The organism is Micromonospora sp. ABR4_055 (assembly GCF_056160425.1).
Genome location: NZ_JBSWXD010000115.1, coordinates 1 through 21,841, shown reverse-complemented (window position 1 = coordinate 21,841; position 21,841 = coordinate 1). Strand labels below are relative to the sequence as shown.

Below are 21,841 nucleotides of genomic sequence, written 5' to 3'. Positions count from 1 at the left end.
AAGCGACACGCCCGAGTTGATCACACCCGGGCCGTCACGCCACGTCACATCGACAGGGCTCGGTTCCGGATCGGCGGACCCCTTTCGGGAAGTCCTCCTGGTGGGAGTCAAAGATAGGCAAACTGCACATGAGCCGGCGATCGTAGGTGGGTAACATGGCGGGCTATGACTGACACCTCGTCGGACTTCGTCGTGCCGCCGGCTCCGTCTCTTGACGGCCTGGAGGACAAGTGGGTAGGCCGATGGGAAGAACTGGGCGTATACCGGTTCGACCGGACCGCGACCCGGAACGACGTGTTCTCGATCGACACCCCACCGCCCACCGTGAGCGGGTCGTTGCACGTAGGGCACGTCTTCTCGTACACGCACACCGACACGATCGCTCGGTATCAGCGAATGCAGGGCCGGGCGGTGTTCTATCCGATGGGGTGGGACGACAACGGCCTGCCGACCGAGCGGCGGGTGCAGAACTATTTCGGTGTACGGTGCGACCCGTCGCTGCCGTACGACCCGGATTTCACGCCGCCGGAGCAGCCAGGCAAGTCTGAAGTCCCGGTGTCGCGGCGCAACTTCATCGAGCTGTGCGAGCGACTGACCGTCACCGACGAGCAGGCGTTCGAGGCGCTGTGGCGGCGGCTGGGCCTGTCGGTGGACTGGTCGATGACCTACCAGACCATCGACGCCGCCGCGCGGCGGGTGTCGCAGCGGGCGTTCCTACGCAACGTGGCGCGCGGGGAGGCGTACCTGTCGGAGGCGCCGACGCTGTGGGACGTGAGCTTTCAGACGGCGGTCGCGCAGGCAGAGCTGGAGGACCGGCAACGGCCCGGCGCGTACCACCGGGTGGCGTTCCACCGACCGGGCGGCTCCCCGGTCTACATCATGACCTCGCGGCCCGAGTTGCTACCGGCGTGTGTGGCGCTGGTAGCGCATCCGGACGACGAGCGGTACCAGCCGCTGTTCGGCACGACGGTGCGCACGCCGCTGTTCGGCGTCGAGGTGCCGGTGAAGGCGCACCGGCTGGCCGTGCCGGACAAGGGCACCGGGCTGGCGATGATCTGCACGTTCGGTGACCTGATGGACGTGCTGTGGTGGCGGGAGATGCAATTGGCGACTCGCCCCGTCATCGGCCGTGACGGCCGAGTGCTGGCCGACCCGCCGCCGGGTCTGGACGGCCCCGAGGGTCGCGACGCCTACGCGCGGTTGGTGGGGGCCACCGTCCATACCGCCCGGGAGCGGGTGGTGGAGATGCTGCGGGTCTCCGGTGACCTCGACGGCGAACCGGAGAAAATCGTCCATCCGGTGAAGTTCTACGAGAAGGGCGACAAGCCGCTGGAAATCGTCACCACCCGGCAGTGGTACATCCGCAACGGCGGTCGCGACCTGGACATCCGCGAGACGCTGCGGGCCGCCGGCCGAGGGCTCGTCTGGCATCCGGAGTACATGCAGGCCCGCTACGACAGCTGGGCGACCGGACTGACCGGCGACTGGCTGGTCAGTCGGCAGCGGTTCTTCGGCGTCCCGGTCCCGGTGTGGTATCCGCTGGACGCCCATGGCGAGCCGGTCTACGACCAGCCGATCCTGCCGGACGAGGCATCCCTGCCGGTGGATCCGAGTACCGACGCCCCACCTGGCTACACCGCCGACCGCCGCGGCCAGGCCGGTGGGTTCGTCGGGGATCCGGACGTGCTGGACACCTGGGCGACGTCGTCGCTGACGCCACAGATCGCCGGCCGGTGGGGCACCGACGACGACCTGTTCGACCGGGTCTTCCCGATGGATGTACGCCCCCAGGCGCACGAGATCATCCGTACCTGGCTGTTCTCCACGGTCGTCCGCGCCCATCTGGAGCACGGCAGCCTGCCCTGGGCGCATGCGGCGATCTCCGGCTGGGTGCTGGACCCGGACCGCAAGAAGATGTCAAAATCCAAGGGCAATGCGGTGACCCCGATGGCCCTGCTGGAACAGTACGGCTCGGACGCGGCCCGCTACTGGGCGGTCAGCGGCCGTCCGGGCACCGACACGGCGTTCGACACCGGACAGATGAAGGTCGGCCGCCGGCTGGCAACGAAGATCCTCAACGCGTCCCGGTTCGTCCTCGGCCTGGGAGCACCAGCGCCGCACGCGGTGGTGGCGCAGGCGTTGGACCGGGCCACGCTGGCCGAGTTGGCCGTCGTGGTCGACGACGCCACCGCGGCACTCGACGGTTACGACTACACCCGGGCGTTGGAACGCACGGAGCACTTCTTCTGGCGGTTCTGCGACGACTACGTCGAGTTGGCCAAGACCAGGGCCTACGGTGAACGCGGCACAGCCGCGGCCGAGTCGGCACGAGCCGCGCTCACCACGGCGTTGAGCGTGCTGCTGCGGTTGTTCGCGCCGTTCCTGCCGTACGTCACCGAGGAAGTGTGGTCCTGGTGGCAGGTGGGCAGCGTCCACCGAGCCTCCTGGCCGTCGAGCGAGGAACTGCGGATGCTGACCGGTGACGCCGACGGCACGGCGCTCGCCGTCGCCGGCGACGTCATCGCCACGATCCGCAAGGCCAAGTCGGAGGCACGATCGTCGATGCGGGCCGAGGTGTCGAAGGTGCTTGTATGCGGCAGTGCCGACCTGCTGGCCGTGCTGGACACCATCGCCGAGGACGTGCAGGCCGCCGGCCGGGTGGGTTGGCTGGATACCGAGAAGGCCGACGGCTCAGGGCTGACCACGCAGGTGACGCTCCAATAGGGCCGGGTGACGATGGACGATCCAGGCCAGCCGGGTGACGATCACCACGCGGAAACTCGCATGCCCGGTACACCGCCCGCCGCTTAATGTGTAAGGCACAGACCCTGCACTGCTCATTACTGCACGGGGGTAACCGATGTCGCGTGCGCGGGGATGGCTACAGCAGACCACCAGCGGCCTGCCCCGGGCCTTCTGGTACCTGTGGACCGGCAGTCTGATCAACCGGCTCGGCTCGTTCGTCGTGATCTTCCTGGCCATCTACCTGACCGCCGGGCGCGGCCTGTCCGGCTCCCAGGCCGGCCTGGTGCTCGGCGCCTGGGGCGCCGGCGGAGCCGTCGGCACCCTGCTCGGCGGGACGCTCGCCGACCGCTGGGGGCGACGCCCGACGCTGCTCACCGCGCACCTGGGCGCTGCCACCATGCTGATCGTCCTCGGGTTGGCCGACCGGTGGTGGCTGCTCCTGGTGGGCGCCGCACTGCTCGGCCTGTTCAACGAGGGCGCGCGGCCGGCGTACGGGGCGATGATGATCGACGTGGTCCCGGCCGCCGACCGGCTGCGGGCCTTCTCGCTCAACTACTGGGCCATCAACCTGGGGTACGCGTTCGCAGCGGTGCTCGCCGGACTCGCCGCGCAGGTCGACTACTTCCTGCTGTTCGCGGTGAACGCGAGCACCACCCTGGCCACCGCCGCGCTGGTCTTCGTCAAGGTCGGTGAGACCCGGCCGGCGACCCAGGCGGCGGCACCGCTCGGCGCGGCCGTGGTCGCGGCCCGACCGGCCGGGTTGCTGGTTGTCGTCACCGACCGGGTCTTCCTCGGCTTCGTCGGGCTGAACGTGCTGCTGGCCATGGTGTTCATGCAGCACGGCTCGATGTTGCCGATCGCGATGGCCGACGACGGGCTGTCGCCCACCACGTTCGGCGCGGTGATGGCGCTCAACGGCGTACTCATCGTGATCGGGCAGCTCTTCGTCCCCCGGCTGATCACCGGCCGCAACCGCTCGCACGTGCTGGCTCTGGCGGCGGTGATCGTCGGGGTCGGCTTCGGCCTGACCGCCGTCGCCGACGTCGCCTGGTTGTACGCGGTGACAGTGCTGATCTGGACCGCTGGCGAAATGCTCAACTCGCCATCGAACGCGACGCTGATCGCCGAGCTGACCCCGGCCGCGCTGCGCGGCCGGTACCAGGGCGTCTTCTCGCTGTCCTGGTCGGTTGCCGCCTTCGCCGCGCCGATCACCGGCGGCTTCGTCTGGCAGTACGCGGGAAACACCGCGCTGTGGCTCGGCTGCGCCGCGATCGGCGGGGTGGTCGCGGTGGGTCAGCTGATCGCCGGACCGGCGCGCGAACGGCGGGCCGCCGAGTTGCGGACGGGCGCTTCGGTCGTGACCCGGCCGACCCAGTCCCAGCTCACGACGCCGGACCGATCCCAGCAGCCGCTGGCACCGGCCCGTCCGCAGTAGTTGCCAGGCCGGCAGAAACAAATAACCGGCGGCGGGGAGCGACACTCACCCCCGTAAGCGTCGCTCCCCCTCGCCGCCGGTTTCGGGTGGCGCCGTCCCCCAACGGCCCAATGCCACCGGTCCCCCGGCACCCAGCCCGGCAGTTCGGACCGAACCGGTCCGACGGCCCCCAGCCGATCCCGGGCTCGGAGCGTGGCTCAACCGTAGTTCCTGCCACTTCCGGTGGACAAGGCGATTCGGTTGTACCCCCAATCACACCATCGGACGTGCCGGGTGGGTTTAAGCCGCGACAACACCGGCGAGTGATGGCGAATACACACTCAGGCATCCTCGCGGTCGGGAGATTCGAGCCGGAAGAAATTGCTCTGCGTACCGTCCGTGCGCTGTTCCTGGTAGATGAAGTTCAACCGACGCTGATCAAACGTCCCAAACCACTCATCCCAGGAGATCTTTCGTAGATTACCGCCGCCGTAGCCGGGGAAGTCGATCCGCAGCACGCTCGGCCGGCCGTCACGAGGGGCGCTGACGGTCGCCGGTGCGCCGCCCCGGGCATCGGCCCACTGCCGGATCGTCCGGTGATCGGTGGTGACCAGGCTACGCCCGGCACGTTCGGCGTGCTGCTGCGGATCGTCGATACGCTGGGCGTACTTCAGTGAACTGGACGACTTGGCTCCGGACCGGATCTTGGCAGCACCCCCGCCGGACCGGTCACCGCCGCCCGCGCCAGCGGTGTTCCTACCCGCCGAACTGCTGCTCTTTCGGGCCGAACGGCTGCTCTTACGGGCCGAACTGCTGCTCTTACGGGCCGAACTGGTGCTCTTGCCGGCTGGTGCGGAACGTCGGGCAGTCGGCGAACCCGCCTTCGGCCGAGACGCCTGCTGCGCCCGCGCTGGCGTGCCACGGCGCATCGCTCGCGCCAACGACTTGATCAGATCGGGCTTGCGCAGGTTGGACGTCCCGGTCACCCCACGCTTGCGCAGCTGGTCTCGCAGTTCGTCGACGCGAAGGTCGGCAAGGTCGCTCTCCCGTACCGCGCCGCCGGCCCGGCCGATGGTCGCCGGGCTGGCCTTGCGGGCCGGGCTGGCCTTACGGGCCGAGGTGGAGCTACGGGCCGAGGTGGAGCTACGGGCCGAGGTGGAGCTACGGCCGGCCTTGGACCGTCCGTCCGACGCCGGGCTGCGGCGCCGGGTGCTGGTCTGTTGAGGCATGGTCTGCTCACTCCCTTTGACAGTGTCCCTGCGGGGGGGCAGTGGGCGACGATTACGCCACCATGCGAGCAGTACCCTGCTGGCTCCCTACAAACCTGGATCCTCCGGCGTCTTGTCGTCGAAAAGGTGCGCGAAGGCGCGCAGGTTCGCCAGCGATTCACCTCTCTTGACCCGCCATTCCCACTCGCGGCGGATCGCCGAACCGAAGCCGATCTCCAGCATCGCGTCGAATGACTCGTCGGCATAGGTGAGCACCGAGCCGAGTATCCGGTCCAGTTCGTCTTCGGTGAGACCGGCCAGCCCGACACGACCGGTGAGGTAGATGTCGCCGACCGCGTCGATCGAAAAGGCGACACCGTACATCCGGGCGTTGCGTCGCAGCAGCCAGGTCCACAACTCGGTACGCCGTTCATCGGGCTGCCGCATCACGAATGCTTCTATTCGCAGCGCCTGCTCGCCGACGATCAGATTGCACACCGTCTTCAGCTTGTGGGTGCCCGGCAACGTCACCGCGTACGACAGGTCACCGGTCGGTTCCCAGCTCAGCTCGCGCTCGGCGCAGACCGCCTCGATCAGCGCCGCCACCTCGGCTCGTCCGCTCATCGCACTCCTGGTCAGCCCACGCTCGCCGACAGGGCGTCGGCGTCCCGGGACATCCCGGCGGCGGTCGCCGCGCGGTACGCCCGCACCGCCCCACCGTAGACGTCGAGCAGCCCGGCCGCAGTGCGTGCCCAGGAGAACTGCCGGGCGTGTTCCACCGCGCCCCGCCCGAGCCGGTCCCGCAACGCCGGGGCGGCCAGCAGATCGTCGATCGCCCGGCCCCAGTCCTCCGGGCGGTGCCCGGCGACCAGCACTCCGCTGCGCCCGTCGCGGACCGCGGTGACCAGTCCACCGACGGAGGCGGCCAGCACCGGCGTGCCGCAGGCCTGAGCCTCCAGGGCGACCAGACCGAACGATTCGTTGTACGACGGCACCGCGACCAGGTCGGCGGCCCGGAACAGGGCCGGCAGGTCGGTACGGGCCAGCGGCGGCATGAACTGCACCAGATCGTCCACTCCCAGCGATCTCGCCAGGTCGATCAGAGCCCGCGGCTGGTCCAGACCGGTTCCGCTGGGGCCACCGGCGACCACCACCGTGAGATCGGCGACCGCGCCCGGATCCCGCCGACGTAGTGCAGCCACCGCGCGCAGCAGTACGTCGGGTGCCTTCAGCGGCTGGATCCGGCCGACGAACGCCACCAGATGGCCGCGGACCGGCAGGCCGAACCGCCGTCGGGCGGCCGCCCTGGTGGCCTGTTCCCGTCCGGGTGGGCCGGGCCGGAACCGGTCCAGGTCGACGCCCGGTTCGACCACGGACACCCGGTCCGCCCCGGCGCCGTACCAGTCGATCAACTCGCCGGCCTCGGTCCTGGTGTTGGCCACCAGATGGTCCGCCTCGCTGACCACCTGTTCCTCGCCGATGATCCGGCAGGCCGGTTCAGGCCGGTCACCGGCTGCCAGCCGGGCGTTCTTGACCTTGGCGAGAGTGTGCGCGGTGTGCACCAGCGGCACCCCCCAGCGCTCCTTCGCCAGCCACCCGACCTGCCCGGAGAGCCAGTAGTGCGAGTGGATCAGGTCGTAGTAGCCGGGTGCCCGGGCGGCTTCCGCCCGCAGCACCCCGGCGGTGAACGCGCAGAGCTGCGCCGGCAGGTCCTCCTTCGGCAGCGGTTCCAGCGGGCCGGAGATCACCTGCCGCACCCGTACGCCGGGTGCCATCTCCACCACCGGCGGTACGCCGCCCGCCGTCGCCCGGGTGAAGATCTCGACCTCCACGCCGGCCTCGGCCAGCCGCCGGGACACCTCGACGATGTAGACGTTCATGCCGCCGGCGTCGCCAGTGCCCGGCGAGTCCAGCGGAGAGGTGTGCACCGACAGTGTCGCGACCCGACGGGGACGCGGCGGCGGCTGGTTGTCACCCTGCCCGGCCTGACCCACCTGCACCACGTCGCTCCCTCCGCTCGCCTGATCGCAGCCAACGCCACCAACCAGGACGACCCGTCACATCTTCCCGGTACTGGCAGCGACATGCCGCACTACAGCGGGTGGAGGTGATCCACCTCTCGCCGGCGGCGACGCCCGGGGCCGACCGGCGGCGATCGTCCCGAGCCGCCGAGCGGCGACAATGGCGGGATGACACCGATCGCCATCGTCACCGGAGCGTCCAGCGGGATCGGCGCGGCCACCGCCCGCCGGCTGGCCGCCGAGGGCTTCCACGTGGTCGCCGCCGCCCGCCGCGGCGACCGGCTCGCCGACCTGGTCGACTCGATTCGCGACAACGGCGGGGCCGCCACCGCGGTGACCTGCGACGTCACCGACGACGGGTCGGTGGCCGGGCTGGCGCAGGCGGTCAGCGGGTTGGCCCAGCAGGGTGACCCGCCCGGGCGGGTCACCCTGCTGGTGAACAACGCCGGCGGGGCGCGCGGGCTGGACCCGGTCGAGTCCGCACCGGTGGCCGACTGGCGGTGGATGTACGAGGTGAACGTGCTCGGCACGCTGCGGGTCACCCAGGCTCTGCTACCGGCGCTGACCGCCAGCGGGGCCGGCACCGTCGTGGTGATCGGCTCCACCGCCGGGCAGGTCGTCTACGAGGGCGGTGGCGGCTACACCGCAGCCAAGCACGGCCAGACCGCGCTTACCGAGACGCTACGGCTGGAGCTGTGCGGCCGGCCGGTCCGGGTGGTCGAGATCGATCCGGGCATGGTGCGTACCGACGAGTTCAGCGTGAACCGGTTTGGCGGGGACACCGCGCGGGCCGACGCGGTCTACGCCGGGGTGGCCGAGCCGCTGGTCGCCGACGACATCGCGGACTGCGTCGCCTGGTGCGTCACCCGCCCGCCGCACGTCAACGTGGACCGGCTGGTGGTCCGCCCGTTGGCCCAGGCAGCGCAGCACAAGGTGCATCGGGTGCTGCCCGGGTGAGCGGGGGGCGGGCGGCCCGGCCGGGCGGAGCCCGCGCGACCGACCCGGCACGGCCGGTCGGCGAGGTCACCCGGGGCACCACCGCACCGAACCGACTGCGCCGGGCCGACCGGTGGATCGCGTACCGCTGCGGGCCGGCGCTGACGGACTCGGCCGGTCCACCGCTGGTTGTCGACCTGGGTTTCGGTGCCCATCCGGTGACCACCGTCGAACTGGCCGCCCGGCTGCGGGCGGTGCGGCCGGACGTGCGGGTGGTCGGGCTGGAGATCGACCCGGACCGGGTCACGGCGGCGGCTCCGGCTGCCACGCCACCAGAACTGATCTTCGGCCGGGGTGGATTCGAGCTGGCCGAACTTCGGCCGGTGCTGGTCCGCGCGTTCAACGTGCTGCGCCAGTACGCCGAGTCCGACGTCGCAACGGCGTGGGCGACGATGCGCGCCGCGCTGGCCCCCGGCGGGTTGCTGGTCGAGGGGACCTGCGACGAGCCGGGCCGGGTCTGCTCCTGGGTGCTGCTCGACGCCACCGGGCCGGTCTCGCTGACCCTGGCCGGCCGGTTGGCCACCCTGGCCGGCCCGGCCGGCGGCGGGCCGGCGGTGCTCGCCGAACGGCTACCGAAGGCGCTGATCCACCGCAACGTGCCGGGCGAGCGGGTGCACGCGCTGCTGCGGGCGCTCGACGAGAGTTGGCGGGCGGCGGCCGGCTATAGGCCGTACGGGCCACGGCAGCGCTGGCTGCACACGGTGTCGGCGCTGCGGGACGGCGGCTGGCCGGTGCTGGACCGACCGGCGCGGTGGCGGCTCGGCGAGTTGACCGTGCCCTGGTCGGCGGTGGCCCCGACCGACGGCGCAACGGTCGAATCCTGCCGGCGGGTCAGCTAGTCGAACGAGCAGTTGATCAGGACCGGCTCCGGGTGCAGTGCGACGCCGAACCGGTCGCGGACCCCGTCCCTGATGGTGCCGGCCAGGTCGAGCAGCGCGGCGGTGCTGCCGCCGCCCCGGTGGGTGAGTGCCAGGGTGTGCTTGCTGGAGATGGCGACCGGCGCGTCGCCACCCGGGTAGCCCTTGCCGTACCCGGCCTTGTCGATCAGCCACGCCGCGCTGACCTTGACCGCGTCGCCACCGGCGACCGGCCAGGTCGCCGGCTCGCCCGTCCCGGCGGCGGCGACCCGGGCGTGGAACCGCCGCGCGGCGGCGGCGTCCAGCACCGGGTTGGTGAAGAACGAGCCCACCGAGCGGGTGTCCGGGTCGGTGGCGTCGAGCACCATCCCCTTGCCGGCCCGTAGCCGCAGCACGGCGGCACGGGCGTCGGCCAGCGGCACCCGGTCACCGACGGCGACGCCGAGGCTGCGGGCAAGCTCGGCGTAGCGCACCGGGGTGGACAGTTCGCTGCGGGCCAGTTGGAAGTCCACCGCCAGCACCAGGTAGCGGTCGTTGCGTTTGAACAGGCTGTCGCGGTAGGCGAACCGGCAGTCGGCGGCAGGCAACGCGTACCGCTCGTCGGTGAGCCGGTCGTGCACGTGCACGGCCTGCACGGTCTCGGCGACCTCCTGACCGTAGGCGCCGACGTTCTGGATCGGGGTGGCGCCGGCAGCGCCCGGGATGCCGGACAGGCACTCCACCCCGGACCAGCCGGCGGCGACGGTCGCCGCGACCAGGTCGTCCCACGGCTCGCCAGCCTCGACCCGAATGGTGACGGTGGCCGGACCACCAGCCCTCGCCGGTTCCTCGGTGACCACCTGGAACCCGGTGGAGCGGACCAGGATCACCGTGCCGGGGAAGCCGTCGTCGCCGATGACCACGTTGCTGCCGCCGCTGAGCAGCAAGATCTGCTCCCCGCGCCGGCCGGCGTCACGGACCGCCTCGGTCAACTCGTCGGCGGTGGTCGCGGTGACCAGCCGGTCGGCCGGGCCGCCGAGGGCGAGCGTGGTATAGCGTGCCAACGGCGCAAGGGCCGTCGGGTCTTCAGCAGATGGCGCGTGGGCACTAACGTCAGGCACACCCCTCACCCTAGGCTGGATTCCACCCGCGCCACGCCACTGGCTGTCGGCTCGACCCGGAGGATCATGATGAGCAGGCTGCACGGCTCCAAGGACTTCTGGCTCGGCGCACTACGGGCGGACGGTCCGGCGTTCCGGGCCGCGATCGCCCAGGTGCCGCTGGACGCGCCGGTGCCGTCCTGCCCGGACTGGACGGTCGTCGACCTGGTGCACCATCTCGGCGTCGTGTACGTGTGGGTGCGGGAGACCGTGTCGCGCGGTGTCGCCGATCCGCGGGAGGAGCGGCCGCCGGTGGTTGCCAAACCCGACGGGGCCGAGGCGGTCGGCTGGTGGCAGCAGGAGTTCGACGCGCTGGTCACCCTGCTGGACGGGCTCGACCCGGAGATACCGGCATGGAACTGGGCGCCGCAAGCCAAGAAGGTGGGCTTCTGGGTCCGGCGGATGGCGCACGAGACCGCGGTGCACCGCTGGGACGCGCAGACGGCGATCGCCGGGGTGGAGCCGGTGGAGGCGAAGCTGGCCGCCGACGGGATCAGCGAGGTGCTGGACTCCTGGCTGCCGGCGGGCCGGCGGCGCAGGCGCCAGCCAGCGTACGGAGTGGCGCATCTGGTGGCGACCGACGCCGAACAGGAGTGGTACGTCCGGTTGCGGGGCGAGGGTATGGCGCTGCTGGACACCGACACGATCCTCGACTCCGATGATCACCACACCCGGACCCTGGCCACCGGCACCGCGAGTGACCTGCTCCTCGCACTCTGGGGTCGGGTGCAGTTCGACGTGCTGGACGTCTCCGGCGACGCAGCGCTGCTGGACGCGCTGCGGGTCGGCTGACCCACTGCCCGCTCTTCCGTCCGTCGGCTCCGGGGTAGGTAACGCGCCGGCAACGTTCTGAGAACGCTCTCTTGACAGGCAGTGATTGACCTCCCACTCTCGTGAGAGCGCTCTCACCGACCACGCCCGGCCAGTCGGTCAGGCCGCCAGGGTCGACAGAGAGCCAGCCAGCAAACACGCAGTTTCCGCACCCCACCATGCCTGGATCCGAGAGGGGTCAATCCATGGGCACCGATTCACGCCGCCGACTGGTCACCGCGACCGCCGCCGCGGTCACCGTGCTCGCCGCAGCTACCGGCTGCGGCGGCGACGAAGCCGCCGACGACGGCACCATCACCCTGACCGTCGACGTCTTCGGCCAGTTCGGCTATGAGGAGCTGTACAAGCAGTACGAGGCCGAGAACCCCGGGATCAAGATCGTCGAACGGGGCACCGGTACCAACCTTGACGAGTACTCCCCCAAGCTGACCCAGTGGCTGGCCGCCGGCAAGGGTGCAGGCGACGTCGTCGCCATCGAGGAGGGCCTGCTCATCGAGTACAAGGCCAATCCGCAGAACTTCGTGAACCTGCTCGACCACGGCGCCGCCGAGCTCGAAGGCAACTTCATGCCGTGGAAGTGGGACCAGGCGCTGACCGCCGACGGCAGCCAGTTGATCGGGCTCGGCACCGACGTCGGCGGCATGGCGATGTGCTACCGCACCGACCTGTTCGAGGCCGCCGGGCTGCCGACCGACCGCGACGAGGTCTCCGCGCTCTGGCCGACCTGGCAGGACTACATCTCCGTCGGCGGGCGGTTCATCGAGGCCGACACCGGCGCGTCGTTCCTGGACGCGGCGACCCAGACATTCAACACGATCGTGCTGCAGACCGCCGGTGCCGCCGAGGGTTACCACTACTACGACCTCGACGACAACCTCGTCGTCGACACCAACCCGGCCGTCAAGCAGGCCTGGGACATCACCATGGACATCATCGACTCCGATCTGAGCGGCAAGTACGGTGCCTGGTCCGACGAGTGGGTGGCCGCGTTCAAGCAGGCCAAGTTCGCCACCATCGCCTGCCCCGCCTGGATGACCGGGGTCATCGAGGGCAACGCCGGCCCGGAGGCGGCCGGCAAATGGGACATCGCCAAGGTGCCCGGTGACGGCGGCAACTGGGGCGGATCGCACCTGGCGGTGCCGGCGCAGAGCGAGCACCAGGAGGAAGCCGTCAAGCTGGTCAAGTTCCTGACCAGCCCGGAGGGGCACATCGGGGCGTTCAAGGCCAAGGGCCCGCTGCCGTCGTCGCCGCAGGCGCTCGACGATCCGGCGATCCTGGAGGCGACCAGCGAGTACTTCAACGACGCCCCGATCGGGCAGATCTTCGGTGAGGGCGCCAAGAACCTCAAGCCGGTCTACATGGGACCGAAGAACCAGGCGGTCCGCACCGAGGTGGAGAACGCCGTCCGTACGGTCGAGCTGGGTCAGCGTACGCCCGACGAGGGCTGGACCGACGCGGTGAACAACGCCAAGACGGCGGCTGAGAAGTGACCGCGGGCCGGGTGGCGCAGGTCGAGCCGGGGCAGCCGGCCGCCGACGCCACCCGGCCGGCCCGGCGACAGCCCGAGCCGCCGCACCGGCGGCCCCGGCTGTGGCTGGCCCGGCTGGACACCAAAGCATCCCCGTACCTGTACATCGCGCCGTTCTTCGTGCTGTTCGCGATCTTCGGCGCCTACCCGCTGGGCTACACGTTCTGGGTGTCGCTGCACGACTGGGACCTGCTCGCCGCCGAGCACCCGTTCGTCGGCTTCGACAACTACAGCCGGCTGCTCGGCGACGGCGACTTCTGGAACTCGGTGCTCAACACGTTGGGCATCTTCGTCATCTCCACCGTGCCGCAGCTGCTGCTGGCGCTCTGGCTGGCACACCTGTTGAACCGGCAGCTGCGGGCCCGCACCTCGTTCCGGATGAGCATCCTGATCCCGAACATCACCTCGACGGCGGCCGTCGCGATCGTCTTCGGCCAGCTGTTCAGCCGCGAGTTCGGCATGATCAACTGGGCGCTGGACCTGGTCGGCGTCGACGCCGTCGACTGGCGTAACACCCGGTTCGGCGCCTGGGTGGCGATCTCGACGATGGTCGACTGGCGGTGGACCGGCTACAACGCGCTGATCTTCCTGGCCGCGATGCAGTCCATTCCGAAGGACCTGTACGAGTCGGCGGCGATCGACGGCGCGCGACCCGCCCGGCAGTTCTGGTCGATCACCGTGCCGATGCTGCGGCCGACGATCGTCTTCTGCGTCATCATCTCCACCATCGGCGGGCTGCAGTTGTTCACCGAGCCGCTGCTGTTCAACTCCGGCCCCAACCCGATCCGGGGTGGGCCGCTGCGCGAGTCGCAGACCATGACCATGTACATGTTCGAGAACGCGTTCGCGCCGCACTTCAACTTCGGCTACGGCTCGGCGATCGCCTGGATGCTGTTCGCCCTGATCGTCGTCATCTCGCTGATCAACGTGCTGGTGATCCGCCGGCTCGGCAACAGCACCCGGAAGCAGGGGTGAGCACCGTGAAAGCCAGTCAGCACCTGTGGAGCGCCAGCAAACTGACGTACGCGACGCTGATCGTCGCCGGGCTGATGTCGATCTTCCCGATCTACTGGATGTTCGTGGTCGCCACCCGGTCCAGCGACGCGATGGGGCAGATCCCGCCGCCGCTGACCCCGGGCGGCAACCTGCCGGGCAACATCGAGCGGCTGTTCAACAATCCGGACGCGTACTTCCTCACCGGCATGATCAACTCGGCGATCGTCGCCGGCACCGTCACCTTCTCCGTGGTGCTGTTCTCGTCGCTGGCCGGGTTCGCCTTCGCCAAACTGCGGTTCAAGGGCTCCAACGCCCTGCTGCTGGTGATCATCGCGACGATGATGGTGCCGACCCAGCTCGGCGTCATCCCGCTGTACATGCTGATGAGCCAGCTGGACTGGAACGACCGGCTCGCCGCGGTCATCGTGCCGGCGCTGGTCACCGGCTTCGGGGTGTTCCTGATGCGGCAGTACGCCAGCCAGGCGGTCAGCACCGAACTGATCGAGGCAGCCCGGGTCGACGGCTGCTCCACGCTACGGATCTACTGGAACGTGGTGCTGCCGGCGCTGCGCCCCGCCGCCGCCGTGCTCGGCCTGCTCACCTTCATGACCATGTGGAACGACTTCCTCTGGCCGTACGCGGTGCTCAACGACCCGGAGAACCCCACCGTGCAGTTGTCGCTGCGGGCGCTGTCGAACGGCTACTACAACGACATGTCGCAGGTCTTCACCGGTACGGCGCTCGCTACGCTGCCACTACTGATCGTGTTCATCATTTTCGGCCGTCAGATCATCGGCGGCATCATGGAAGGTGCTGTCAAGGCGTGACGAACTCCAACCAGCCCGTACGATTCCCCGACTCGTTCATCTGGGGCGCGGCGACCGCGTCGTACCAGATCGAAGGCGCCGCCCGGGAAGCCGGTCGCGGCCCGTCGATCTGGGACACGTTCAGCCGTACGCCGGGCAAGGTGCACGCCGGGCACACCGGGGACGTGGCCTGCGACCACTACCACCGCTACCGCGACGACGTAGCGTTGATGGCCGAACTGGGGCTGCACACCTACCGGTTCTCCATCGCCTGGCCGCGCGTACAGCCGGACGGCACCGGCCCGGTCAACCCGCACGGGCTGGACTTCTACGACCGGCTCGTCGACGAACTGCGCGGGCGCGGCATCGAGCCGATCGTCACCCTCTACCACTGGGACCTGCCGCAGACCCTGGAGGACCGGGGCGGCTGGACCAACCGGGAGACGGCCGAGGCCTTCGCCGAGTACGCGCGGGCCGTGCACGCCCGGCTCGGCGACCGGGTCCAGACCTGGACCACGCTCAACGAACCGTGGTGCTCGGCGTACCTCGGTTACGGCGCCGGACTGCACGCACCGGGCCGTACCGACCCGGCCGCCACCTTCCAGACCGTGCACCACCTGCTGCTCGGCCACGGGCTGGCCAACCAGGCGCTGCGCGCCGCCGGCGCGTCCACCGTCGGGATCACGGTCAATCCGACCTCGGCGTTCCCCGCCGACCCGGCAAGCGAAGCCGACGCCAAGGCGGTCGAGCTGGTCGAGGACCTGCAGAACCAAATCTTTCTCGATCCGATCCTGGGCGGCGGCTATCCACAGCGCATCCTCGACCACGTCAGCCGGTTCACCAGTCTGGACCACATCCGCGACGGCGACGAGAAGATCATCAGTGCGCCGATCGACCTGCTCGGTATCAACTACTACTCCCCCACCTACCTGGCCGCCCGCGACGGCGCACCCGGTGGTGGCGGGGCGTTCCCCGGCACCGAGGGCATCGAGTTCATCGCCCCGGAGCCGCCGCTGACCGACATGGGCTGGCAGATCCAGCCGTCCGGGCTGACCGCGCTGCTGAGTAAACTGGGGCGGGACTACCCGGGCGTACCGATGATCATCACGGAGAACGGCGCCGCGTTCCCCGACCAGCTGCACCCCGACGGCGACCGGGTCGACGACAGCGACCGGGTCGCCTACCTGGACGGGCATCTGCGGGCCGCGCACGCCGCGATCGCCGCCGGGGTCGATCTGCGCGGTTACCTCGTGTGGTCCCTACTGGACAACTTTGAGTGGTCGTACGGCTACGCCAAGCGATTCGGCATCGTGTACGTGGACTACCTGACCCAGCGGCGGGTGCCAAAGGCCAGCGCACGGTGGTACCAAGAGGTGATCCGCCGCAACGGCATCGGCTGAGCCGCTGGCGTTCACCGAGGTGGGGTGGCACCTTTCACAGACGGGGAGCACAGGTGTGAGCATGGCCAGGGAACGTCCGACGCTGGAGGCAGTGGCCCGCCGGGCCGGCGTGTCCCGGGCCACCGTGTCGCGCGTGGTGAACGGCTCCACCACAGTTGCCGAACCGATTCAGGACGCGGTTCGACGGGCGGTCCAGGAGCTGGGGTACGTCCCCAACCTGGCCGCCCGCAGCCTGGTCACCCAGCGCACCGACTCGATGGGGCTGATCCTGCCGGAGACCGCCACCCGGGTCTTCTCCGACGACCAGGTCTTCCCCGGCATCATCCACGGCGTCAGCCAGGAGCTGGAGGCGGCCGACAAGCAGCTGGTGCTGATGATGTCCGGCTCGGTCGGCAGCCACGACCGGGTCGAGCGCTACGCCCTGGGCCGACACGTCGACGGAGTCATGTTCGCCTCGATCCACGGCGTCGACCCGATGCCCGGCACCCTGGCCCGCAGCGGCCTGCCGGTGGTGTGCAGCGGCCGACCGATGGGCCAGGTCAGCGCCGGAGTGCCGTACGTGGACGTGGAGAACGAGGCCGGTGCCGAGCGGGCGGTCCGATACCTGCTCGAATCCGGCCGGCGGCGGGTGGCGACGATCGCCGGCCCGCAGGACATGATCGCCGGGGTGGACCGGCTCGCCGGCTACCGGACGGTGATCCGGGAGACCGGTGGCCGGTCGCTGGTCGCCGCCGGCGACTTCACCCGCGAGTCGGGTGCGGTCGCGATGCGTCAGCTCCTCGAGGACGACCCGGCGTTGGACGCCGTCTTCGTCGCCTCCGACCTGATGGCCCACGGTGCCATCCGTACGCTGCGGGAAGCCGGCCGCCGGGTGCCCGACGACGTCGCGATCATCGGTTTCGACGACATCGAGATGGCCGGCTACCTGGACCCGGCGCTGACCACCGTCCGCCAGCCGATCCAGGAGATCGGCCGGACGCTGGCCCGGCTGCTACTGCGGCTGGCCGACGGCGAGGCCGTCGGGCCGGCTGTGGTGCTGCCCACCGAACTCGTCCGGCGCGACTCCGCCTGAGGTCCGGCTCCCGGTCCGCTCCCGGTCCGCGCCCCGGTCCCGCTCTGACCCTGACTGACCTCGCCTGCCCTCGCCTGACTGGGTACGCGCGGTTTGCGAGATCATGCAGATAAACGCAGTTCACAAAACCACTGGTCAACCGCAATTCAATTTCGACTTTTCGTAGTTGTCGCAGGTCACCCCAGCCCCGCCGCCGCGAGCCGAATAACGACAAGGCATTGCCGAGCACGAATGCCACTGTTACCGTGAAATCAAATCCGCAACAGGAAGGGGACATCCGTGCGTACTCTCGCAAGAGTCGCCGTCACCGCGGCGATGGTCGTGGGCGCGATGGCCGCCACCGGGACCGCCGCGGTCGCCGCCGAGTCGTCGTCCAACGCCCAGGCCAGCACCACGTCCGCCAGCACGGCTGCGGTCGGCTACTACTACGGCTACGGCAGCGGAAGCAGCGCGAGCAGCGCAGTGTACAACGCCAGGTACCAGGCCGAGATCTGGGCGCAGATTGACGGCTACAACCCCTTCATCGACTGCTTTGTCGTCAACTCGTACGTGACCCAGATCAGCGACTACTACTACACTGCGAACGTCACCCTGCTCTGCTACTGACCAGCAATTCTTGAAGATCGGAACAATTGCGCCGGCCCACCTGGCAGTGGGCCGGCGCGCCCTTCCCGGCCCCGGACCTCGCGCCCCGGGCCTCGTGCTTCCTGCTTCCTGCTTGGGGCTTCGGGTCGGCGGGTCGGGCGGGTCGGCAAACTTCCGGTACCTCATGGTGCCTCCGACGACCTGATGCCACAGGTGCATCTTGATGCACCTGTGGCATCAGCTCAACCGGCATTCCCGACCCCGCAAGCGTGACATCTCGCACGCATGTCGTTACAAAAGGCCATCGTCAACCTGGCCAACTGGCTGGGCCGACCAGGCTCGCCCCTCAGCGGCCGCTACGGCGGGCAACATCCGAGGTTCCGGCCTCACGCCGACGGCGTACCGACCAGGTGTCTCATCGCTGCCAGGGTCTGGTCGATGGTGGCGGGGAGGTCGGGGTCGCCGTGCTGGTCGGGGTCGCCGTGCTGGTCGAGCCAGCGGGTCACCGCGGTCCGGAACGTGGTCACCGCGATCTCGGCGGCCAGCCGGGCGGTCAGATCGTCGATGCCGCGATCGCGGAAGCCCTGCTCCAGTGCCGCCGACAGCAGCGCAAACTTGCGTAGCTCGCGCTCGTGCAGAGCCGGTTCGGCGTCGATCACGGCCCGTCGGCGTAACAGGTAGTCGAGACTGCGGCAGGCAGGCACCGGGGTGTGGGGGCGGTCGGCCGCGACTGGGAGCGGCCGACCCGGACGGTTCCGGACCCCCGGGCGGTGACCGGCTCACTCGACGAGGTCTGTGCCCGGCTGGCCAGTGAGGCGCCGGCCGTCGTGATCAACACGGTGGGCCCGTTCGCGGCCACCGCGCCGCTGGTCGCGCGGGCCTGCCCGGCCGGCACCCACTACGTCGACGTCGGCAACGAACTGAGCGCGTTCGAGTCGCTGCACGCCATGCACCGGGAGGCGGCGGCGACCGGTCGCACGCTGGTCTACGGCGCGGGCTTCGGCGTGCTCGCGACCGAGAGCATCCTGCTGCATCTGCTGGCGGCCGAGGAGAAACCTTCCCGGGTACGCGTCGACGCAGTCGCGTCGGTCGAGGTCAAACCGGGTGCCCTCGGCAAAGCCCTCGCCGCCACCATCGTGCACGGGGTGCTCGACGGCGGCCGCAAGGTGCGGCAGGACCGATTGGTACGCACCCGGGCCGGTGGTGCCGCCGAGCGGTTGACCACCCCCGACGGCGACGTGGTCACCACCGCCGCCATGGCAGCGGCGAACTCTTCGCGGCCTGGCAGGCCAGCGGCGCCCCGTCGGTGATCGACGCCTCGGCTCTCGCCCCCGCCACCCCGGCCGCCAGGGCGGCGATGTCGGCGGTCGGTGGCCTGCTGCGGCTGTCCGGCCTGGCCGGCTACGCCGCCCGGCGGCTCGCCCGCGCCACCACGACCGCAGTCAGGTCGTACCGTCCGCTGGCGGTGAACCATAGACTGGAAGGCGCACTTCAGCAGCTGCGGGTTGACCACCTGATATAAGGCATGGTTTATACTCGGGGCATGTGGGACGTCGTGCTGGTCGCCCCGGTTGAGGAGTGGTACCTCAGGCTGTGCGAGTCGGACCCGACCTCCGCCAACCGGGTCATGGAGGCGATCGACCACCTGGCGGAGGAAGGCCCTGGGCTTGGCCGGCCGATGGTCGACCGGATCCACGGCAGTCGGTTGCACAATCTGAAGGAGCTGCGGCCGGGCTCTGCCGGGCGCTCGGAGATACGTCTGCAGTTCGCCTTCGATGTCGAACGGGACGCGGTGATCCTGGTCGCTGGCGACAAGGCGGGCCGATGGAACCAGTGGTACCGGGAGAACGTCCCGGTCGCGGAGGCGCGGTACGAGGAGTATCTGGTCGAGCGCAAGAGTGGGGAGGGGTCATGACGGCCCGTCGGTGGAGCGATGTGAAGGCTGAGGCGGTCACCCGACAGCCGTGGCTCGCCAGTGAGGAAGCACAGGCGCAGCGGGCCGCGATTCGCGGCGAGAATATCGGCCGCATCCGGGGACACGAGTTGGCCGAGATGCGTAAGTCTGCCGGGCTCACCCAGGCCGAAGTAGCTGTGGCACTCGGGGTGAGTCAGGCCAGGATCTCCCAGATCGAGCATGGCCAGGTCGACAGCCTGGACACACTGCGCGCGTACGCCGAGGCGCTGGGTGCCGAGGTTTCGATCGTAGTGTCCCGTGGTCCGCTCACCCTGCGGGTTGCCTGACCAGCCCACGAGACCCGGAGCAGAGTAGGCACCGAGCCGCTACAGACCTGCTGATGCGTGACGCGGAGGCTCTTTACCGCGCCCCGGCCAAGCCTGGCAGCGAGTCAACAGGCGCTGCCACGGAAACGGTCGAGTCGGTGTCGAGGCTGAGCTGGCCGCCCCAGGCGACCACATCATCACAGGTCCGCCAGCCGGACGAGATCACGTGACCGCGTGGCCACAAGCTCGATGTCGGCCTCGCCCGGGAACAGCCCGATCAGGTCGACGATGTTCCCTTGGTCTCCGGTCGACCGCTGATGGTCCTCGAACGTCGGCAGCACGTGCGCCGGACGGCCATGACGACGATCGTGGTGAGCAGCGGCAGCAGGTCAACGAGCCAACCGAACTCCCACCAGCCCGCCCGGTCGAACAGCAGTGTCATCACGAAGGCGAACGCGACCACGACGACAACGATCTGCTCCGTCGTGATCAGCAGAAACCGAACCGCCGGAGCCACATCGCCTCCTCAGATCCGGTCACGCCATCGTCAGCCAGTTGCCGAGCCGCGGAACTGAGGTCAGGGGTGGGTGGCGAGGTGGGTGACGAAGGTGGACCAGGCGGCGGGGGCGAAGGTGAGTACCGGGCCGGTCTGGTCCTTGCTGTCGCGTACCAGCACCGCGCCGGGCAGGTTGTCGGCGACCTCGACACACGCGCCGCCGGCACCGTTGGACCTGGTCGACTTGCGGAAGCGCGGGGTGCCGGTCAGCTCCATGTCAGCGCCGCTTTCTCGATCATCTCGCGGGACTCCGCGATGGGCAGGGCGTGGCTGCGGACATCCTCCCACACCTGTTCGAGCCGACGCACCCGTTGCGGATCGTCGATGGGCTCGCCGCCGAAGTGGGTGTCCAGGTAGCCCACTCTCCGGTCGTGCACCGTTCCCAGCACGAACGGACCGTTGAGCCCGGCGTACGCCCCGGCGGTCGCCGGCACGACGTGCACCCGCACGTTGGGCCGGTCACAGGCGGCGGCCAGCGCGGTCAACTGCTCCACCATCACGTCGGGCGAGCCGACCTGCCGATGCAGCACCGACCGGTCGAGCACCGCGACGAAGTGCGCCGGATTATCCGCCCGGGTGATGATCTCCTGCCGGGCCAGTCGGTTGGCCAGCGCCGTCTCGACATCGTCGACCGGGCCGACGTCGGTGAGCAACTGTCGGGCGTACGCCTCGGTCTGCAACAGCCCCGGCACGACGGAGAGTTCGAAGTAGCGCAGGATGCTCGCCTGCGCCTCGTTCTCGGCCCACGAGCGCAGGAACGGCGCGATCGACTGCCCGCGCGCATGGGCCGCCAGCCGCTGAATCCGGTCGCCGGTCTCGAAGACGCCGTCGAGTGCCTTGGCGATCGCCGGCACCGGGATGAGCCGCCCCGCCTCGTAGCTGCCGATCGACGACCCACTCACCCCGACCAGCGCGCCGAGCTGCTCCTGCGACAGCCCTCGCGCGGTCCGCTCCTTGCGGATGGCCTCCTGCAAGTCGATCATTATCGGCCCCCTTATCAGATTCGTAGGATCTCTCCGAGAACCCTCCGACTCCCACATCTTCCATTGCATGGGGTGGATAGTCCAGGGTAGAGGGGTAGGAAGATGAGAAAGCGAGATCCACGGAGGACCGAGCCCCCGGGGCGCGTGCGAGAAAACCATTTCACGGCCACGTCCGTCAACACCGGAACAGCCAGGAACCCCCGTGCCATGGCCGCTCCGGTGCTGGTCCGTGGCCACGACGCGGCCGACACCGCGTTCCCGCAAGTAACACCGAAATGGAGTACGCACGCGCCCCGGGCCCTTATCCGATCGATCCGCCGTGAATCGAAGACTGCCCTGGTTGCCGTACTGCCAAGGAGGGCTGCGGCGATTGGGGCGGGGGGGGGGGGGGGGGGGGGGGGGGGAGGGGGGAGGGGGAAAAGAAAAACACACAAACCCAAAAACAAAAAAAGAAAGAAAAAAAAAAAGAAGAAAAAAGAAAAAG

Annotated in this window: 23 protein-coding genes; 15 read left to right on the top strand and 8 right to left on the bottom strand. The window is 69.7% G+C overall.

Annotation, left to right across the window (positions count from 1 at the left end; all coding sequences use genetic code 11):
* The first annotated feature begins 165 nt into the window (after positions 1 to 165).
* Both valS and ACXAHD_RS23010 read left to right on the top strand, forming a co-directional pair.
* A complete protein-coding gene (valS, locus tag ACXAHD_RS23015) occupies positions 166 to 2,724 on the top strand; it encodes a valine--tRNA ligase (protein ID WP_475053120.1) in 2,559 nt (852 codons plus the stop codon).
* A gap of 136 nt (positions 2,725 to 2,860) precedes the next feature.
* A complete protein-coding gene (locus tag ACXAHD_RS23010; RefSeq protein ID WP_475053117.1) occupies positions 2,861 to 4,180 on the top strand; it encodes an MDR family MFS transporter in 1,320 nt (439 codons plus the stop codon).
* A gap of 320 nt (positions 4,181 to 4,500) precedes the next feature.
* Here the strand turns inward: ACXAHD_RS23010 and ACXAHD_RS23005 are convergent, their stop codons facing one another.
* The 3 genes from ACXAHD_RS23005 to mshA form a co-directional block, all read right to left on the bottom strand.
* Positions 4,501 to 5,388 carry a hypothetical protein gene (locus ACXAHD_RS23005; RefSeq protein WP_475053115.1) on the bottom strand — a complete coding sequence of 296 codons (888 nt, stop codon included), beginning with the start codon at positions 5,386 to 5,388 and terminating at the stop codon, positions 4,501 to 4,503.
* Between the two features lie 87 nt (positions 5,389 to 5,475).
* Entirely contained in the window at positions 5,476 to 5,991 is a 516-nt protein-coding gene (locus tag ACXAHD_RS23000) for a type III secretion system chaperone family protein (RefSeq protein WP_475053112.1), read from the bottom strand.
* Between the two features lie 11 nt (positions 5,992 to 6,002).
* Complete coding sequence (gene mshA, locus ACXAHD_RS22995) at positions 6,003 to 7,367, bottom strand: D-inositol-3-phosphate glycosyltransferase (RefSeq protein ID WP_475053110.1); 1,365 nt, start codon at positions 7,365 to 7,367, stop codon at positions 6,003 to 6,005.
* A 189-nt stretch (positions 7,368 to 7,556) separates the two neighbouring features.
* On the opposite strand from mshA, the gene ACXAHD_RS22990 reads away from it, so the two are divergent.
* Complete coding sequence (locus tag ACXAHD_RS22990) at positions 7,557 to 8,345, top strand: SDR family oxidoreductase (protein ID WP_281553037.1); 789 nt, start codon at positions 7,557 to 7,559, stop codon at positions 8,343 to 8,345.
* The gene (locus tag ACXAHD_RS22985) at positions 8,342 to 9,223 is read left to right on the top strand and encodes a class I SAM-dependent methyltransferase (RefSeq protein ID WP_475053107.1); all 882 of its coding nucleotides are present in this window, start codon (positions 8,342 to 8,344) and stop codon (positions 9,221 to 9,223) included. Before ACXAHD_RS22990 ends, ACXAHD_RS22985 begins: the two co-directional genes overlap by 4 nt.
* Here ACXAHD_RS22985 and ACXAHD_RS22980 read toward each other — a convergent pair.
* The gene (locus ACXAHD_RS22980) at positions 9,220 to 10,341 is read right to left on the bottom strand and encodes a UDP-N-acetylmuramate dehydrogenase (RefSeq protein WP_281553034.1); all 1,122 of its coding nucleotides are present in this window, start codon (positions 10,339 to 10,341) and stop codon (positions 9,220 to 9,222) included. The genes ACXAHD_RS22985 and ACXAHD_RS22980 overlap by 4 nt on opposite strands.
* Positions 10,342 to 10,410: 69 nt before the next feature.
* On the opposite strand from ACXAHD_RS22980, the gene ACXAHD_RS22975 reads away from it, so the two are divergent.
* The 7 genes from ACXAHD_RS22975 (at position 10,411) to ACXAHD_RS22945 (ending at position 17,619) form a co-directional block, all read left to right on the top strand.
* Complete coding sequence (locus tag ACXAHD_RS22975; protein ID WP_281555403.1) at positions 10,411 to 11,172, top strand: maleylpyruvate isomerase family mycothiol-dependent enzyme; 762 nt, start codon at positions 10,411 to 10,413, stop codon at positions 11,170 to 11,172.
* Between the two features lie 224 nt (positions 11,173 to 11,396).
* Positions 11,397 to 12,701 carry an ABC transporter substrate-binding protein gene (locus tag ACXAHD_RS22970; protein ID WP_281553033.1) on the top strand — a complete coding sequence of 435 codons (1,305 nt, stop codon included), beginning with the start codon at positions 11,397 to 11,399 and terminating at the stop codon, positions 12,699 to 12,701.
* The gene (locus ACXAHD_RS22965; RefSeq protein WP_475053103.1) at positions 12,698 to 13,714 is read left to right on the top strand and encodes a carbohydrate ABC transporter permease; all 1,017 of its coding nucleotides are present in this window, start codon (positions 12,698 to 12,700) and stop codon (positions 13,712 to 13,714) included. Before ACXAHD_RS22970 ends, ACXAHD_RS22965 begins: the two co-directional genes overlap by 4 nt.
* 74 nt (positions 13,715 to 13,788) lie before the next feature.
* Entirely contained in the window at positions 13,789 to 14,562 is a 774-nt protein-coding gene (locus ACXAHD_RS22960; protein ID WP_123607253.1) for a carbohydrate ABC transporter permease, read from the top strand.
* A complete protein-coding gene (locus ACXAHD_RS22955; RefSeq protein ID WP_475053101.1) occupies positions 14,559 to 15,941 on the top strand; it encodes a GH1 family beta-glucosidase in 1,383 nt (460 codons plus the stop codon). The genes ACXAHD_RS22960 and ACXAHD_RS22955 overlap by 4 nt, the downstream gene beginning before the upstream one ends.
* A 61-nt stretch (positions 15,942 to 16,002) precedes the next feature.
* Complete coding sequence (locus ACXAHD_RS22950) at positions 16,003 to 17,013, top strand: LacI family DNA-binding transcriptional regulator (protein ID WP_281553031.1); 1,011 nt, start codon at positions 16,003 to 16,005, stop codon at positions 17,011 to 17,013.
* Between the two features lie 279 nt (positions 17,014 to 17,292).
* Positions 17,293 to 17,619 carry a hypothetical protein gene (locus ACXAHD_RS22945; protein ID WP_281553030.1) on the top strand — a complete coding sequence of 109 codons (327 nt, stop codon included), beginning with the start codon at positions 17,293 to 17,295 and terminating at the stop codon, positions 17,617 to 17,619.
* Between the two features lie 365 nt (positions 17,620 to 17,984).
* Here ACXAHD_RS22945 and ACXAHD_RS22940 read toward each other — a convergent pair whose 3' ends face one another.
* Positions 17,985 to 18,257 (bottom strand): hypothetical protein, encoded by a 273-nt coding sequence (locus ACXAHD_RS22940; RefSeq protein WP_475053099.1) that lies wholly within the window; start codon positions 18,255 to 18,257, stop codon positions 17,985 to 17,987.
* 111 nt (positions 18,258 to 18,368) lie between these two features.
* On the opposite strand from ACXAHD_RS22940, the gene ACXAHD_RS22935 reads away from it, so the two are divergent.
* The 4 genes from ACXAHD_RS22935 to ACXAHD_RS22920 are packed head-to-tail and all read left to right on the top strand — an operon-like array spanning position 18,369 to position 19,839.
* Positions 18,369 to 18,908: a saccharopine dehydrogenase family protein gene (locus tag ACXAHD_RS22935; protein ID WP_475053096.1), complete on the top strand. Its 540-nt coding sequence runs from the start codon at positions 18,369 to 18,371 to the stop codon at positions 18,906 to 18,908.
* Complete coding sequence (locus ACXAHD_RS22930; RefSeq protein ID WP_281553027.1) at positions 18,905 to 19,120, top strand: hypothetical protein; 216 nt, start codon at positions 18,905 to 18,907, stop codon at positions 19,118 to 19,120. Before ACXAHD_RS22935 ends, ACXAHD_RS22930 begins: the two co-directional genes overlap by 4 nt.
* 21 nt (positions 19,121 to 19,141) lie before the next feature.
* Entirely contained in the window at positions 19,142 to 19,513 is a 372-nt protein-coding gene (locus ACXAHD_RS22925; protein WP_281553026.1) for a type II toxin-antitoxin system RelE/ParE family toxin, read from the top strand.
* Positions 19,510 to 19,839, top strand: a complete 330-nt coding sequence (locus ACXAHD_RS22920; protein WP_281553025.1) for a helix-turn-helix domain-containing protein — start codon at positions 19,510 to 19,512, stop codon at positions 19,837 to 19,839. The genes ACXAHD_RS22925 and ACXAHD_RS22920 overlap by 4 nt, the downstream gene beginning before the upstream one ends.
* 256 nt (positions 19,840 to 20,095) lie before the next feature.
* Here the strand turns inward: ACXAHD_RS22920 and ACXAHD_RS22915 are convergent, their stop codons facing one another.
* The 3 genes from ACXAHD_RS22915 to ACXAHD_RS22905 are packed head-to-tail and all read right to left on the bottom strand — an operon-like array spanning position 20,096 to position 21,357.
* On the bottom strand, positions 20,096 to 20,335 hold the full coding sequence (locus ACXAHD_RS22915; protein ID WP_281553024.1) for a hypothetical protein: 240 nt from the start codon (positions 20,333 to 20,335) through the stop codon (positions 20,096 to 20,098).
* A gap of 60 nt (positions 20,336 to 20,395) precedes the next feature.
* Positions 20,396 to 20,590, bottom strand: a complete 195-nt coding sequence (locus ACXAHD_RS22910) for a DUF397 domain-containing protein (RefSeq protein ID WP_281553023.1) — start codon at positions 20,588 to 20,590, stop codon at positions 20,396 to 20,398.
* Positions 20,581 to 21,357: a helix-turn-helix domain-containing protein gene (locus tag ACXAHD_RS22905; RefSeq protein WP_281553022.1), complete on the bottom strand. Its 777-nt coding sequence runs from the start codon at positions 21,355 to 21,357 to the stop codon at positions 20,581 to 20,583. The genes ACXAHD_RS22910 and ACXAHD_RS22905 overlap by 10 nt, the downstream gene beginning before the upstream one ends.
* Positions 21,358 to 21,841 lie beyond the last annotated feature (484 nt).